General features: G+C 43.2%; 16 protein-coding genes. 5 read left to right on the top strand and 11 right to left on the bottom strand.

Going from position 1 to position 13,890, the window contains the following annotated elements:
* Positions 1-68: 68 nt before the first annotated feature.
* Positions 69-1,484, bottom strand: coding sequence for an acetyl-CoA carboxylase biotin carboxylase subunit (locus ACXJY6_RS04410; RefSeq protein ID WP_458767517.1), 1,416 nt, complete (start codon positions 1,482-1,484; stop codon positions 69-71).
* Positions 1,485-1,668: 184 nt separating this feature from the next.
* Between ACXJY6_RS04410 and ACXJY6_RS04415 the strand changes: the two genes are divergently transcribed.
* On the top strand, positions 1,669-2,631 hold the full coding sequence (locus ACXJY6_RS04415; RefSeq protein ID WP_456051818.1) for a LysR family transcriptional regulator: 963 nt from the start codon (positions 1,669-1,671) through the stop codon (positions 2,629-2,631).
* A gap of 22 nt (positions 2,632-2,653) precedes the next feature.
* On the opposite strand, the gene cra is transcribed toward ACXJY6_RS04415, so the two are convergent.
* Positions 2,654-3,682, bottom strand: a complete 1,029-nt coding sequence (gene cra / locus ACXJY6_RS04420) for a catabolite repressor/activator (RefSeq protein ID WP_458767700.1) — start codon at positions 3,680-3,682, stop codon at positions 2,654-2,656.
* 141 nt (positions 3,683-3,823) lie between these two features.
* Here cra and pfkB point away from each other — a divergent pair, with 141 nt between their 5' ends.
* The 3 genes from pfkB to ACXJY6_RS04435 all read left to right on the top strand — a co-directional run bounded on the left by pfkB (position 3,824) and on the right by ACXJY6_RS04435 (position 7,369).
* Complete coding sequence (pfkB, locus tag ACXJY6_RS04425; protein WP_458767518.1) at positions 3,824-4,804, top strand: 1-phosphofructokinase; 981 nt, start codon at positions 3,824-3,826, stop codon at positions 4,802-4,804.
* Between the two features lie 26 nt (positions 4,805-4,830).
* Positions 4,831-6,570, top strand: coding sequence for a PTS fructose transporter subunit IIBC (gene fruA, locus ACXJY6_RS04430; RefSeq protein WP_458767519.1), 1,740 nt, complete (start codon positions 4,831-4,833; stop codon positions 6,568-6,570).
* A gap of 214 nt (positions 6,571-6,784) precedes the next feature.
* Positions 6,785-7,369 (top strand): chromosome partitioning protein ParA, encoded by a 585-nt coding sequence (locus ACXJY6_RS04435; RefSeq protein ID WP_458767520.1) that lies wholly within the window; start codon positions 6,785-6,787, stop codon positions 7,367-7,369.
* Positions 7,370-7,408: 39 nt separating this feature from the next.
* Here the strand turns inward: ACXJY6_RS04435 and ACXJY6_RS04440 are convergent, their stop codons facing one another.
* Positions 7,409-8,290 carry a LysR family transcriptional regulator gene (locus ACXJY6_RS04440; RefSeq protein WP_458767521.1) on the bottom strand — a complete coding sequence of 294 codons (882 nt, stop codon included), beginning with the start codon at positions 8,288-8,290 and terminating at the stop codon, positions 7,409-7,411.
* 110 nt (positions 8,291-8,400) lie between these two features.
* Here ACXJY6_RS04440 and ACXJY6_RS04445 point away from each other — a divergent pair, with 110 nt between their 5' ends.
* Positions 8,401-9,315, top strand: a complete 915-nt coding sequence (locus tag ACXJY6_RS04445) for a Rossmann-fold NAD(P)-binding domain-containing protein (RefSeq protein WP_458767522.1) — start codon at positions 8,401-8,403, stop codon at positions 9,313-9,315.
* An 11-nt stretch (positions 9,316-9,326) separates the two neighbouring features.
* On the opposite strand, the gene ACXJY6_RS04450 is transcribed toward ACXJY6_RS04445, so the two are convergent.
* The 8 genes from ACXJY6_RS04450 to ACXJY6_RS04485 form a co-directional block, all read right to left on the bottom strand.
* The gene (locus tag ACXJY6_RS04450) at positions 9,327-9,713 is read right to left on the bottom strand and encodes an NUDIX hydrolase (protein ID WP_458767523.1); all 387 of its coding nucleotides are present in this window, start codon (positions 9,711-9,713) and stop codon (positions 9,327-9,329) included.
* Positions 9,714-9,763: 50 nt separating this feature from the next.
* Complete coding sequence (locus tag ACXJY6_RS04455) at positions 9,764-10,231, bottom strand: GNAT family N-acetyltransferase (RefSeq protein WP_458767524.1); 468 nt, start codon at positions 10,229-10,231, stop codon at positions 9,764-9,766.
* 84 nt (positions 10,232-10,315) lie between these two features.
* Positions 10,316-10,666, bottom strand: a complete 351-nt coding sequence (locus ACXJY6_RS04460) for a GFA family protein (protein WP_456051810.1) — start codon at positions 10,664-10,666, stop codon at positions 10,316-10,318.
* A gap of 72 nt (positions 10,667-10,738) precedes the next feature.
* Complete coding sequence (locus ACXJY6_RS04465; RefSeq protein WP_456051809.1) at positions 10,739-11,263, bottom strand: P-loop NTPase family protein; 525 nt, start codon at positions 11,261-11,263, stop codon at positions 10,739-10,741.
* A 310-nt stretch (positions 11,264-11,573) separates the two neighbouring features.
* Entirely contained in the window at positions 11,574-12,137 is a 564-nt protein-coding gene (locus ACXJY6_RS04470) for a GNAT family N-acetyltransferase (protein ID WP_458767525.1), read from the bottom strand.
* A gap of 45 nt (positions 12,138-12,182) precedes the next feature.
* Positions 12,183-12,470, bottom strand: a complete 288-nt coding sequence (locus ACXJY6_RS04475) for a type II toxin-antitoxin system RelE family toxin (RefSeq protein ID WP_458767526.1) — start codon at positions 12,468-12,470, stop codon at positions 12,183-12,185.
* Positions 12,460-12,711, bottom strand: a complete 252-nt coding sequence (locus ACXJY6_RS04480) for a type II toxin-antitoxin system Phd/YefM family antitoxin (protein WP_458767527.1) — start codon at positions 12,709-12,711, stop codon at positions 12,460-12,462. The genes ACXJY6_RS04475 and ACXJY6_RS04480 overlap by 11 nt, the downstream gene beginning before the upstream one ends.
* Positions 12,712-12,902: 191 nt before the next feature.
* A complete protein-coding gene (locus ACXJY6_RS04485) occupies positions 12,903-13,844 on the bottom strand; it encodes an alpha/beta fold hydrolase (protein WP_458767528.1) in 942 nt (313 codons plus the stop codon).
* Positions 13,845-13,890: the final 46 nt, after the last annotated feature.

The raw sequence follows: 13,890 nt of genomic DNA on the forward strand, positions 1-13,890 counted from the left end.
TCACTCCAAAATTCTATTCAGCACGAATGGCGTGCTTTTCATTAATTTTATTTTGATAACTGCTATGGTTATAAGCCAGCATGAGCTGCAATCGCAGCCGCTAATGCTAATGCAATTTCTTTCGGAATCCCTTTTTCAGAGTAGTGAAGCAACTCTGGATGATCGGGCACAAAACTGGTGTCAAACACGCCACGTTGAAATTCTGGATGGCTCAATATCTGCTGATAATATGTGGCTGTGGTTTTCACACCGCGCAACCGCATGTCATCCAATGAACGCTTACCACGAGCTATCACTTCGTCCCACGTCAATGCCCAACAAACCAACTTCATGCACATAGAATCGTAATAAGGAGGAATCTCATAGCCTGTATAAATCGCTGTATCCACCCGCACTCCTGGACCACCGGGAGCGTAGTAGTGAGAAATACGGCCAAAACTAGGAAGAAAGTCGTTCTTTGGGTCTTCTGCGTTAATTCTAAATTGCAGAGCAAATCCTCGATAACTAATGTCTTGTTGACGATAACTCAACGCCAAACCTGATGCGATCCGAAGCTGTTCACGTACAATATCAACGCCAGTAATTTCTTCAGTAATGGTGTGCTCAACCTGGACTCGCGTGTTCATTTCCATGAAATAGACTTCGTTACCAGTTAGCAGAAATTCCACCGTTCCCGCGTTTTCATACCCGACTGCCGCGGCCGCTCGCACCGCTAAGCTACCAATATATTCCCGTTGTTCAGGCGTCAGTTGAGGGCTTGGGGCGATTTCGATGAGCTTTTGATTACGTCGTTGAATTGAACAATCACGCTCATACAGATGAATGACATTACCGTGAGAATCCGCCAGAATTTGTACTTCGATATGACGAGGGTTAACAATGCATTTCTCAAGAAACACATCCGCAGACCCAAATGCCTTGGTTGCTTCTGAGATCACTCTCGGATATTGCTGTTCTAGCTCTTGCGCTGAATCACAACGACGTATCCCACGTCCACCGCCACCCGAAGTTGCTTTGATCATCACTGGATAACCGAACTTTTCCGCTAGCGACAACGCTTCTCCAACACCATTAAGGTTCCCATTTGAGCCCGGAGTAATCGGCACTCCAGCCGCTCTCATGCTATCGCGTGCCTGAGTTTTATCGCCCATCGAATGAATCACGCTAGATTTGGGGCCAATGAACACAATACCGGCATCTTCACAAAGACGAGCAAATTCCGCATTCTCAGACAAAAAGCCGTAGCCAGGGTGAATAGCGTCACAACCGGTTTCCAAAGCAAGGTTTACCAATCGTAGTGGATCTAGATATCCCGCTAACGGGTCGGTACCTAATGAGTAAGATTCATCAGCACGTTTTAAATGCAGAGCATAACGATCTGGCTCGGTATAAATAGCTACCGAGCGAATCCCCATTTCAGCGCATGCACGGACGATACGCACTGCGATTTCACCTCGGTTAGCAATTAGAACTTTCTTCAGCATTTTTATGACTCCTTGAAGAGAGTGATAACCAGTACTCACGATATGACAGACCGAAATCCTTGTCTGAAATCCTCATATCTGGTCGCCTGTAAACACCATAACCTGAGAAATAATCAGCGTATAATTGATATTTTTTCGTTTATCTATAAGCTATTGGTTATAGATAAATAACCGAACCTTTCTTATGTCAATGAGCGTACATAAACTGGCAAGTCGGCTCTCTTTTCGCCAACTTCAGGTGTTTCAATCCGTATACAAGTTAAAAAGCTACAGTCGTGCCGGGCTTGAGTTAGGTTTAACTCAACCCGCAGTCAGTAGCCAAATACGTCAAATTGAGCAAGCATTAGAGCAACCCCTTTTCGAATATGTCGGTCGCAAGCTCTACCACACCACGGCGGGAGAATACTTATTTGAAGCGGTAGAATCGATATTTGAACAGCTGCAAACCCTGCAACAAGAACTTGGGGAAATGAAAGGACAAATCTCTGGAGAATTAAACATCGCGGCGGTCAATACTGCTCAATGTGTTGTTCCCTATTTATTGAATGGATTTATGAAACTTCACCCTCATATCTCGGTCAATGTGAAAGCGGTGAATCGAACTCAGGCAATCGAACGCTTAAGTGAAAATGTAGACCATATCGTTATCATGGGGATGGTACCGACCGGAAAGCCCTTTTCATCATTACCTTTTCTCGATAACGAACTTCTACCTTTAGTCGCGCCAAATCATCCTCTTCTCTCAAAGAAAGAGGTCACAATTGAAGACTTTCTCGACAGCAGGTTAATGCTACGTGAGCCGGGATCAGGCAACCGATTGGCACTGGAACAGCATTGCCAAGATGTGCGAGTAAAGTTGAATCCATATATTCAAATAGACTCGAATGAAGGGCTTAAACATGCGGTTATGGCTGGCTTAGGTGTGAGTGTTTTACCGCGTTTAAGTGTCGTTGCTGAACTGCAAAACGAATCTATTAAGATACTACCCCTGCCCGGTTTTCCATTACGCCGATCGTGGAGTTTAGTCTACCCACAAGGTAAGCACCCAACTCCCACGATGCGTGCTTTTATCGACTATGTTCAAAACAACATCGTAACTATTGAAGCACTATTCCAAGAAGTCACCGGTTCATCGATTAGTCATTAAGATATATTTCTATAAAAAATGCTTATCGCCGAATTTTAATTGTCCTTGGAATCAACTCAACGCCTGGGTTATAACGCTTTTCGGTTGCGTTGAGTGCAAGTTCCAACGCACTGCCACAAATTAATTCAAATTGTTGTGGCAGTGAATTCACTTTTATTGGCAGAAAATCTAACAAACGATTGTCACCAAATGTAGCCAATTTCACTGTATGCATAAGTTCGGGTTTTTCGATAAGAACGTCTAACACACCTTCTAACAGAGTATACGATGTTGTGACAATCGCATGTGGGACCGTGCCGGCTTCAATCCATTCCAAAAAGAGCCTTTTACCTTCTGCATTGTTAAAATGTTCACCATACGCAATCTGCGGAACTAAGCCAGATTCTTTCAAGGCAGCTTCATACCCAAGATGGCGATCTTTAGAAATATTCAAACTCGGCAAAGCACCAATAAGTCCGATGGAATGGGTACTGGCATCAATCACCGAATTGGTTAATTGAAATGCCGCGCCATAATCCTCACTAATCACACAGCTGAAGTATTCATCGTCCAATGACCGGTCGATAGCAATAATCGGTGTACCTCGTTTCTGAATCGATAAATAGTATTCGCTCGCATCAGATACCGCACTCGCAACAAACAAGGCATCTATACGGCGTGAAAGCAATGCTTCTACCACCAATTTCTCTGTTTCAGGATCATCGTCAGAACACGCAATCAATATCTGAAAACCCGCCTTCCTCGAGTTCTGTTCGAGTAGTTTTGCTATTCGGGCATAACTCGAGTTTTCCAAATCTGGAATAATTAAACCAAAAGAGCGACTGTGACCCGCTCGTAACGACGATGCCGCGTGATCGGGCCGGTAATTATACTGTTCGACAACCTCCATCACTCTTTCTTGAGTCTTTTCAGCAATACGATATTTGTCAGCTTTACCGTTGATCACGTAACTGGCCGTGGTCTTAGATACGCCCGCAAGTTTTGCTATTTCTTCTAGTGTCATAACGAGATCTTTTTTGTGCGATGGATCATATAAATAAATCCCAGCCATATTGATGAGTTGAATTATAAGCTGAATCGGTTCAGTATGAAAGCTGAAAGGATTCAGCAAAGATCAAATTTGCTGAATTTTTTTAAAATAATGCTGAATCGATTCAGCAATTAATATCAGCTAAGAAAACTGGAACGGTTTATGGCAACGCAAACAAAAAAAGTCGTGACGATTACTCTAAACCCCGCGCTTGATTTAACTGGCCATTTAGATGCACTAAATATCGGTTCAGTAAGCCAAGTGAATAAAGGTTCACTCCATGCCGCCGGTAAGGGGGTCAACGTCGCTAAAGTGCTAAGTGACTTAGGGGCAGAAGTAACGGTAACGGGATTTTTAGGTGCAAAAAACCAAGATCTTTTCGAGGAATTATTTACCGACCTGGGGGCTAACGATGAATTTATTCGGGTAGAAAGTTCGACTCGGATCAACGTAAAGCTTGTCGAAGAAAACGGTAATGTCAGTGATATCAATTTCCCTGGTTTTACCGTCGACCAATCCGCCATTTCACAATTCGAAGTCGTACTTAAAAAGCTAATGCAAAACCACGACTACTTTGTGTTTTCGGGCAGTCTACCAATAGGCATTAGTGCCGAGCAAAGTGCACAATGGATTACGCTCTTACAGCAAAATGGGAAAAGAGTGCTATTTGATAGCAGTGGAGAGGCGCTCACAAAAGGTCTCGAAGCAAAACCTTGGTTAATTAAGCCAAATGATGAAGAGCTTTCGCACTATATCGGTCATCACCTCTCCTCACAAAATCAATGCATTGAAGCGGCTGAAGTACTGTCCGACAAAGGAATCGCTAACATTGTTGTTTCTATGGGAGCAGAAGGCGTTCTGTGGCTCGAAAATACCCAATGGTATCAAGCCAAACCACCCCAGATGAATGTCATCAGCACCGTCGGCGCTGGTGATACCTTGGTTGCCGGATTTTGTTGGGGCTATATGCAAGCCTTACCTAAAGTCGACATACTTTCTTTTGCAACAGCACTCTCAGCACTTGCGGTGTGCCAAGTGGGTGTTGGCGCACCCGACATTAACGAAGTTTTATCCCTACAAAAGCAAATTCAATTACAAAAAATAACAAATAAACGTCAGAACACTAACTCCAATTTGAAGTGAAACAAATGAACACGAAGGTAAAGTCTATGAAAATCTCAATAATTACTGCCTGCCCCAGTGGCGTAGCAAATAGCCTAATCGCTGCCGGAATGCTTGATCAAGCTGCAAAGATACTCGGACACGACGCGACAGTTGAGTGCCACTCTAACGTCGTGGATGCTCACCCCTTCACAGATGCTCAAATTGCAGAATCAGATGTCATCATTATTGCTGCTAACACGCCTGTTGATACTCAGCGCTTTGTTGGAAAGAAGGTGTATCAAGCCAGTATTTCTGAATGCACAAGCGATCCTAAAGCCTTTTTAAACAAAGCTATCGACAACGCAACGACTCTTGAACAAGGCACGACGGTTGCGCCAATAGAATTCACACCACCATCAGGTAACGGTAAAAAAATTGTAGCGATCACCGCTTGTCCGACTGGCGTCGCACACACATTCATGGCCGCTCATGCTCTTGAGAAACACGGCAAGCGCCTTGGACACACGATAAAAGTCGAAACTCGCGGTTCAGTAGGTGCCAAGAACCAACTCACTGCCCAAGAAATTGCGGAAGCTGATGTCGTTATCATTGCGGCGGATATTGATGTTCCGCTTAGCCAGTTCGAAGGCAAGCTACTTTACAAAACCAGTACCAGTCTTGCGCTGAAGAAACCAGAGCAAGAAATCAATCAAGCCTTTGCTTCGGCGACAACCTATACCCAACCTGGCAATAACAATAGCCAAACCAAGGCACCTGAAGAGAAAAAAGGAATCTACAAGCATCTAATGACCGGGGTGTCGCACATGCTTCCGGTTGTTGTCGCCGGTGGTCTGATTATCGCACTTTCTTTCATATTTGGTATTGAGGCATTTAAAGAAGAAGGAACCTTAGCGGCCGCGCTAATGTCGATAGGAGGAGGTAGCGCATTTGCTCTGATGATCCCGGTTCTTGCTGGTTTTATTGCCTTCTCTATCGCCGATCGCCCAGGTTTAGCACCCGGACTTATTGGTGGAATGCTCGCAAGCTCAACAGGCTCAGGTTTTTTAGGAGGCATTGTCGCGGGTCTTATCGCGGGATACTCGGCAAAATTCATCGTCGACAAAGTGTCACTACCCCAGTCAATGGAAGCGCTTAAGCCAATTTTAATCATACCTTTTTTTGCTAGCTTATTTACTGGCCTAGTCATGATATACGTAATTGGCGGGCCTGTTGCCAGCATCATGGCTGCAATGACCGACTTCCTGAATAATATGGGCAGTACAAATGCGGTACTTCTTGGCATTGTCCTTGGGGCAATGATGTGTTTCGATCTTGGTGGCCCAGTCAACAAAGCCGCTTATACGTTCGGTGTTGGTCTACTTGCTTCGCAAACCTATACGCCAATGGCAGCAATCATGGCTGCAGGAATGGTTCCAGCTCTTGGAATGGGATTGGCAACCTTCCTCGCAAAAAGTAAATTTGAAGCCGGTGAACGAGAAGCGGGTAAAGCCTCTTTTGTCCTTGGTATGTGTTTTATTTCTGAAGGCGCGATTCCCTTTGCAGCCAAAGACCCAATGCGTGTTATCCCTTCTTGTATGATTGGTGGCGCTCTAACCGGTGCTTTATCTATGCTAGTCGGAGCACAACTTGTGGCGCCCCACGGTGGTTTATTTGTATTGTTGATCCCAGGAGCCATTTCGCCAGTCATCATGTATCTTGTCGCTATCATTGCAGGTACGGCTGTTACGGGTTTCACCTATGCTTTTCTTAAACAGAATGAGTCATCTACCGAAGCCACCGTTTAGAAATCCCTCTAAATAAATAATGCTTAATACCCTCAAGCGCTGCACTAGCAGCGCTTTTTTTATCCTTCAATTTACGACTAAGTTATAGCAACCTTCAATCCAGCTTTGTGTGTATTGAGAATAAGAATGCGTGCTCGAAGGTGGGAAATTAACCAGTGCCATCTGGCTATTAATGATAAATTGATGATTATAATTTTTCTAATGGTCTTGTTTGATGAACCTTTCTACATTCACCACATACCTACTTGCTGTTTTCTTGTTGAGCGCATGTAGCGAAAACAAAATAGTGATTGAAGTTGGCTCTGTCACCTTAACGTTACCCGGTAAAATGGTTAGCGATCTACAATCTCAATCGACGATCAATGAACAACTCACCTTGTTATACGAAGCGTTTGAACCTCAGTTAGATCGTAGTGACGACATCGCTGGCCCTGATGAAAATCAAGATGGTATTCGCGATGACATTGAAGCGTATATTGAAGCATTACAAGTCAAAGATCCCATTAGAACTGTTATTAAACAAAATGCTCGTAATCTTCAGTCTGTTATGACCAATGACTTTTCTAAAGAAAATAATAAAACACTAGAGCTTGCCTACAATTTAAAACTCAATTCGAGAAAGATAGAAGCGTGTTATTTTGCAAGAGGCGTTGAGCTAAATGATCTGTCGAATTTAATTAGTTCACTCGAAGCTCTGACAACTGACACTAAATCAAGAGCTTTGCAATATTCAACGTTTATTGATCATGTAAATGATGGTGAATTAGAGCACTTCGAAGGCGAGGAATATTGTGAATGAGCGTAAGAATTAAGCTTCATCTTCTCAACCACAATATTTTTAAGCTAACACCGTCGGTAAGTGTTGGCTAAGAAAATCCATCAACACTCGAATCTTCTTATTGTGCTGCACATCCCTGTGACACACCAAATACACTGGCAATTCCGGCAACTCAAAGTCGAACGTAATCGCTTGCAGACCAGCTTCGCTGCACAAACGCTTGTGGCTAGCAATAATCCCCCCATGATGGCGCGCAAGCTCGAGATGCATTGGCATAAAATCCGTTCGGATTGAAAACTGCTCATTACTTACACTCCAACCCATCACTTGCGCGCCTTTTTCAAATTGTGGATCTCGATCATAGCCAATAATTCGATGCTGAAAGAGCGTGTCGGCGGTGTTTGGGGTGCCGTTTCTCTCGAGGTAGTCAGCACTCGCATAAAAGCCTAATGAAATATTGCAAATCCGCCGGCAGACTAAGTCCAATTGAGTCGGCTCAAACATACGAATCGCGACATCTGCATCACGTTTATCTAAGTTGCTAGCGTGATTACTCACATCAAGTTCAATCGAAACCTCAGGGTAAGTATCCATAAACAGAGGTAACAATTTAGGTAGATAATATTGTGCAAGCATTTCATTAGCGGCCAAGCGAACTCGCCCTGTCAATGAAGTTGCTAGCCCAGCCGCTATGCGTTCAAGGCGGTGTGCGCTCATCTGCATTTGTTTACAATCTTCTAGCAGGCGCTCGCCAAAGGTTGTAAGGATTAACCCTTGAGTACTTCGATCAAAAAGCGATTGCCCAAGCCGATTTTCCATCGCTTGCAGTTGCCGACTCAATGTCGGTTGAGAGACCGCTAGATGATTCGAGGCTTGGCTTAAACTGCCTGCTTCTGCAATCGCAAGGAAGTATTGCCACCATTGCCAATTATTACTATTCATTTTTTGCTATTCATTTTTCCTATTCATTTATGAATATCCGATAGTGCAAAACTGATATTCACTATTCCTTATCGAATTGTAGAATATCGTTAGCTAAAGGAGGAAACAAGATGAAAACAGCACTAATTTTAGGTATTACCGGAAACTTTGGATCACAAATGGCTTGTTCGTTACGAAACGCAGGCTGGAACATTCGAGTATTGGTACGCGAAGCTGTAAAAGCGCCAGCATGGTTAGATACCAATGACATTTGGGTCGGGGATGCAAACAATGAAGCTCTGATCGAGGAAGCAGCCTTGGGAGCAGAACTTATCGTATACGGTATTCACCCGGCTTATCATCGCTGGGAAACCGAAGCCATGGCGCTATTGGAACCCACCGTTCGAGTCGCAGAGAAACTCACGAGTCGAATCCTTTTTCCAGGGAACGTGTATAACTTAGCACCTCAAGAGCACTATATTACCGAAGACGTTGTGATGAAGCCCGTATCGGTAAAAGGTGAAATTCGAGTGAAAATGGAGAACCGACTTTATCAAGCGAGCCAACAGGGTGCAAAAGTATCCATTGTACGCGCGGGTGATTTTATCGGCCCCGACACTAATTTCACTTGGATATCGATGATCTTAAAGCAGAAGCACAATCGCGTAAAAATTAAGTTTCCACATAATGAGCAGCATGTGCACTTTTGGTCGTTCTTACCCGACCTATGTGACAACACCGCCATGCTTATGTCCTTACCGCAATCGTCCTATGAAGTATGGCATGACGACGGGCTAAAGCTCTCTCAAAATGACTGGGATAAAGCCTGTATCGCCAATAGTAAAACCTTGCATGCCGCAAAATTTTCGTGGTGGGCATTTAAGCTCATCGCGCCTTTTGTACCCTTAATTAGTGAAGTCATGAAAATGCAATACCTTTGGCAGCAACCCGTGCTATTGGATGGCAGCAAAATGAGACGAGCACTTGAAGACCAATATAAAGAAACGGCTCTCAGCGACATACTGCCAATGCTAGTTAATCATTAATAAGTCACCTACTAAATAAACTGGATCAGGTGATTTCGAATAAAGTCGATATCTGCTCGATAGAAATCGCCTAGGGGGACCTCTGCTGGCTCTAACCAATAGAAAGTTTGTTGCCTTACCTCATCAGTCATATAAGGTTCATTATCTCGGCTTGCGCGTAAGACGACATAATGAATCTCGCCACCAAAGTCGTTGACGGCTTGATGACTGCCTAGATATTTTAAATCCTTTAGGCCTGTCTCTTCCCAAAGCTCCCTCACTCCCGCTTCAACGCTAGACTCACCAGAATCAATCGAGCCCCCGGGGAACTCAAATACCATTCCTTGATTTCGTCTAAAGCGTTGCTGAATTAACACTTTCCCTTCTCTTATAACGACGCCTAAAGCAATATTTTTCATAAGTTCACCTGAACAGTTTTCGGATACTGACCTAAATAATATACCGAGTATCACATGCTTTCTGATTTGGTTGGCTTCAACATGTCTAAATGCAGGATTCCGTCTTCATCGTATGGTTCACTTACAGCCTCAAACCCCAAGGATTCATAGAAACCTTGTAAATAAACTTGAGCACCAATTTTAATCCCCAACTTCGGAAAGGTGTGTTCGGTAAAACGAATCGCCTCGTTCATTAACGGACGACCTATTTTTAAATGCCGAAATGGTTGCAACGTCATTACTCGACCTATTGAAGGTTGGGCATATTTCACACCAGGATCAACGACTCTCACATACGCAACAAGCTCATCATTTAAAGACACCGCGAGATGCCATGAATCACGATCCATTTCATCAGTTTCTTGATATGGACACTGCTGTTCAACCACAAAAACGGATTCTCGTGCTTTAATTATTTCAAAGAACTCCATAACACTTAAGGAATCCAGTCTCGACCATTTAAAACTTAACGTCATCATGTTTACCTCCTGAAGAAAATCGGGTCACGATAATACTGCACAATAATTTGAATTGTATTCTGAATTAAATGCTAACGGTGGCTACTATTTCATCCCTGCCCCAACCGTGGCGCGTACTGGAATATTTGTTGTGTCAAAAGACTCCAAACAAAATACATTTACCCCAAAATAATCTGGTGTGACACGCTTACGATGGAAAGGGTAAATACCGCAGACTTTACAAAAGTAATGCTCGGCCGTGTTGGAATGAAACTGATACGTCGTCAGTGATTCTAAACCCGCGGTGATTCTCATTGCACTTTCGTGAACTTTAATCATGAGCGCGTTCTTTTTAAGACAAATAGTGCAATCACACGTGGTCAGTTCTGATAAGTCTGTTTCTATTTCAAACTGTACCGCTTGGCAATGACATGAACCTTGAAATGTTTTCATCATACGACTTCCTTTTCTTATGGTATATAATCTAACCTCACACGCTGCGCATTTGTCCTCTGTTGTGACATTCCTTTATTTCACATTTTTCTCAACAAATCTATCTAACTCAGAAACCGAACGAATCACATAGAGCTTCTTGGTTATTGAACGTTTTTCTAATGCCTGCAAAAAGTCGTCATTCCAGAATTTTGGGCACATTTTTAATACTTTATAACTTTCCAATGTTCCGCTAAGTACTGAACTTCCTTCTGGCCATCCCTCTGGTTTGCGAAATATTCCTTTGAAACACCGTTTTGCCACTAACCAATAGGTCACTAAATAGGGTAAATCTATATAAATTAAAGTGTCGGCTTCGTCCAAACGCTGATGAAACGACTTCAATGAATTTAGTGGCCCAAAACCTTCAATGATCCATTCCTCAGAAGCGAGAATGCGTTCATGAGTTTTCTCGTAATCTTCTCGGCTTACTTCGTCACCATTTGGCTGATATAAGATTGAATCTAAAGGATATAATGTTATGCCTGTGGCGAGTGCCAATTTTTTACTTAACGTTGATTTACCATTTGCTGGTTTCCCGAATACCGCGACTTTTTTCATGTTAACTCCTCCAATTAGGGTGATTCCCAAGAAGCAGAGATAAAAAACCCGCCTCTAGGGCGGGTTTGATAAAATATTAACGCATCACAAATCCCACCATTCCTATGGAATGATGATAATTCGAGCTGAGTGGTGCGGTAAGTTTATATTCATAGAATTCATACTGATAGAGGACTCGATTCATGTCAACAAAACATTTATAGAACTTACAATAAACAAAAGAACTACCCCAATAAACCTTCAAATGAACCGACACCCAACTAGAATTCTCTATTCAAAAGCGAGAGTATTGCTGCGATCGACTTTCTTATTACGGGAATATAGGCTTTTCTAACCATTGCTGTTTGGTGATTTTGTATAAGCAGTGACGCTCTAACGGGTGACCCTTAGTAACTTTTGGGTGATCAAAATTCTGGTTACTATCGACCATTCCGACCTTGGTCATCACTCGCTGCGATGGTTTATTTTGCAAGGTGGTAAATGCATAAACTTCAGGCGCATTAAGCTCTTCAAAAGCAAATTTCAAAGCCCTTTTTGCCGCTTCTGGTGCATAACCAAAGCCCCAGAATTCCGAAGACAATCGCCACCCTATTTCAATAAACGGTGCATTTGGTAAACCACTATCAGCGCTTTGACTATGTAAACCAACAAAGCCGATAAATTGATTAGTAGACTTTAATTCAACCGCCCAAAATCCCCATCCTTGTTCTGCAATGAGGGTTTGAATCATTATCGCTTGCTCATCACTCTCGTGACGTGAAAGCGGGGCTAGAAAGTACCGCATAACATTGGCGTCAGAACACAGCTCAGTATAAGGCTTATAATCGTCACTTTTCCACTGGCGCAGAATAAGTCGCTCGGTTTCCAATGTCATGTGTGTTCCTTTTGGTAGTCGGTATTTAGCGTATTTATTGAATTGCTACTCGGAGCGGGAAGCTAATTTCTTATAAATTGCCTCCTTGTCCCTTCTCCCTATTGCGAGTACATAGACAACGATTTCGTCATCAATAATTTCATAAGCCAATCGATAACCAGCGCTACGCAATTTGATCTTATAGACAGAATCATAACCACGTAGCTTTGAAGCAGGAACATGAGGGTTTTCGAGACGTTCAATGAGTTTCTTTTTAAACTGACTTTTGATTGGCGGAGCTAGCTTACTCCACTCTTTTTGCGCCGCCGGTATAAACTTTAATCTATAAGTCATCGACGTTAACTTCAACAGCGTCTGATAAATCAAGTCTGCGACTTTCAACGAGCTTAGCAAGCTCGTAATCATCTAACATATCCATGAGGCGTTCGTAAGTTTCAGCAGGCACTAAATAAGCTGCTGGTTTATTGTGATTTAAAATAGCAATAGCAGCACCATCAGCTTCGTTTAAAAGAGCTGTCGGATTTTTCTTTAACTCTGAAATACTTGCTGAACAATCAGCTAGAACTTGTCTCATCACGCCACCAAATTAGCATTAAATTAAGTGCTAATTTTAGACCTTTTCTATAAGTACTACTAGTTTTTTTGTTGGATAGAGCAATGTTCAGCTTTAAAGTGCGAGCATTGCCTCGGTGTCTACACTAGATGGACTGTTTCAGATCAAGCGAGCGACGGCAGTCACCCTGCAATCATTTACTTGTCACGAATTTAATGTGCTTTTTGCGCCAGCCAATTAACGATTGCTTGGTTAGTTTGTTCCGGCTGTTCTTGTTGAATCCAATGACCACAATCTAGGCTGATTACATCCACATTAGGTACGAACTCTGAAAGATTCTGTGCTTGAGGAATCGAATCTCGCTCTCCATAAATCATCAATGTTGGCTGATGAACGATAGGATTAACGTCCGCCAATAACCCCCAGTTACGATCGAGATTACGATACCAGTTTATACTGCCAGTAAACCCTGTGGATTCGAAAGCCGATACAAAAATTGCTAACTCGCTTTCGGTCATAACCGGCTCACCCAGAGGAGTGGTCGCTTTTGCAAGGTTGATCATCTGCATGCCTGGCTCGGGTTCAGAAATCGGCACGTTTTTACGATATAGATTACGAAGAAATTGGTGAGTATTCTGATTTAATATTAAATCGGCGACACCCGGCTGTTGGTTAAAATGAACAAAATAGTAATCGCTACCAAGTATTTGCGCCATCAACTCAATCCAAGGAACATCTCCTCGTGCTTGATAAGGCAAACTTAAGTTGATGACCTTATTCACTCGGCTCGGGTGCAGCATAGCCAAGCTCCATACCACCATCGCTCCCCAATCGTGGCCAACAAATGTGGCATCGTCATACCCGTAATGATCCAATAACGCGATAAGATCGCCGGTCAAATGAGTGACGTCATAATCCGTCACGTCCTCTGGCAGCGAGGAATTACCATACCCTCGCTGGTTGGGAACGATGACATGGTAGCCCGCATCAACGAGCGCTGGGATTTGAAAACGCCATGAGTAGGCATGTTCGGGCCAACCATGACAAAGCACGATTGGGTTACCTTTATGTTGTAGACCGGCTTCAAACACTTCGAGGGTAATACCATTCACAGAAATTAGCGCTGGATTTGGAAAATCGATTAGATTAGACATTTCTTGTCTCCTACAGGTACTTTTAATACAAGGATGTAGATATACG

The sequence above is a fragment of the Vibrio phycocola genome (assembly GCF_054404255.1).

Bases quoted from the DNA above. Each gene is read 5' to 3' on its own strand.
- cra (WP_458767700.1), bottom strand. From the start codon at position 3,682: ATGGCTGGGATTTATTTATATGATCCATCGCACAAAAAAGATCTCGTT.
- ACXJY6_RS04415 (WP_456051818.1), top strand. From the start codon at position 1,669: ATGTCAATGAGCGTACATAAACTGGCAAGTCGGCTCTCTTTTCGCCAA.
- ACXJY6_RS04450 (WP_458767523.1), bottom strand. From the start codon at position 9,713: ATGAAAAATATTGCTTTAGGCGTCGTTATAAGAGAAGGGAAAGTGTTA.
- ACXJY6_RS04465 (WP_456051809.1), bottom strand. From the start codon at position 11,263: ATGAAAAAAGTCGCGGTATTCGGGAAACCAGCAAATGGTAAATCAACG.
- fruA (WP_458767519.1), top strand. From the start codon at position 4,831: ATGAAAATCTCAATAATTACTGCCTGCCCCAGTGGCGTAGCAAATAGC.
- ACXJY6_RS04475 (WP_458767526.1), bottom strand. From the start codon at position 12,470: ATGACTTATAGATTAAAGTTTATACCGGCGGCGCAAAAAGAGTGGAGT.
- ACXJY6_RS04445 (WP_458767522.1), top strand. From the start codon at position 8,401: ATGAAAACAGCACTAATTTTAGGTATTACCGGAAACTTTGGATCACAA.
- ACXJY6_RS04480 (WP_458767527.1), bottom strand. From the start codon at position 12,711: ATGAGACAAGTTCTAGCTGATTGTTCAGCAAGTATTTCAGAGTTAAAG.
- ACXJY6_RS04455 (WP_458767524.1), bottom strand. From the start codon at position 10,231: ATGATGACGTTAAGTTTTAAATGGTCGAGACTGGATTCCTTAAGTGTT.
- ACXJY6_RS04470 (WP_458767525.1), bottom strand. From the start codon at position 12,137: ATGACATTGGAAACCGAGCGACTTATTCTGCGCCAGTGGAAAAGTGAC.
- ACXJY6_RS04435 (WP_458767520.1), top strand. From the start codon at position 6,785: ATGAACCTTTCTACATTCACCACATACCTACTTGCTGTTTTCTTGTTG.
- pfkB (WP_458767518.1), top strand. From the start codon at position 3,824: ATGGCAACGCAAACAAAAAAAGTCGTGACGATTACTCTAAACCCCGCG.
- ACXJY6_RS04440 (WP_458767521.1), bottom strand. From the start codon at position 8,290: ATGAATAGTAATAATTGGCAATGGTGGCAATACTTCCTTGCGATTGCA.
- ACXJY6_RS04410 (WP_458767517.1), bottom strand. From the start codon at position 1,484: ATGCTGAAGAAAGTTCTAATTGCTAACCGAGGTGAAATCGCAGTGCGT.
- ACXJY6_RS04485 (WP_458767528.1), bottom strand. From the start codon at position 13,844: ATGTCTAATCTAATCGATTTTCCAAATCCAGCGCTAATTTCTGTGAAT.
- ACXJY6_RS04460 (WP_456051810.1), bottom strand. From the start codon at position 10,666: ATGATGAAAACATTTCAAGGTTCATGTCATTGCCAAGCGGTACAGTTT.